Annotated in this window: 1 protein-coding gene; it reads right to left on the minus strand. The window is 67.7% G+C overall.

Translation table 11 applies throughout. From position 1 onward, the window contains the following. Positions 1-297, minus strand: a 297-nt coding sequence (locus AF337_RS04600; RefSeq protein ID WP_152970904.1) for a GNAT family N-acetyltransferase, incomplete at both ends; no start/stop codon positions are given.

Consider the following 297-nt stretch of genomic DNA (forward strand, 5'->3'; position numbering starts at 1 on the left):
TAGGCATGCAGATAGGCCGTGTCGCCGGTGGACGCGATTTCGCCGGCGACGAAACGGAAGAGCAGGGTGCCGAGGCCGCGCCCCTGGAAATCGGGATGGGTGCAAAGTCCGCTAAGCTCGGTAAAGCCAGTCTGCCGCATCCGCTGCCCGGCCATCGCCACCAGGCGGCCCTCGCTTCTGATCCCCCAGAAGCTGCCGAGGCTCTGGGCTCGCAGGGTGAACGGCCCGGGTTTGGTCAGTGTCGCCAGCGCCAGCATGTCGGCGGCATCGGTCTCCGTCAGGGGCTCGATGCGGGGA

This window comes from Rhizobium ecuadorense, from assembly GCF_001187535.1.
Taxonomy (GTDB): Bacteria; Pseudomonadota; Alphaproteobacteria; order Rhizobiales; family Rhizobiaceae; genus Rhizobium; species Rhizobium ecuadorense.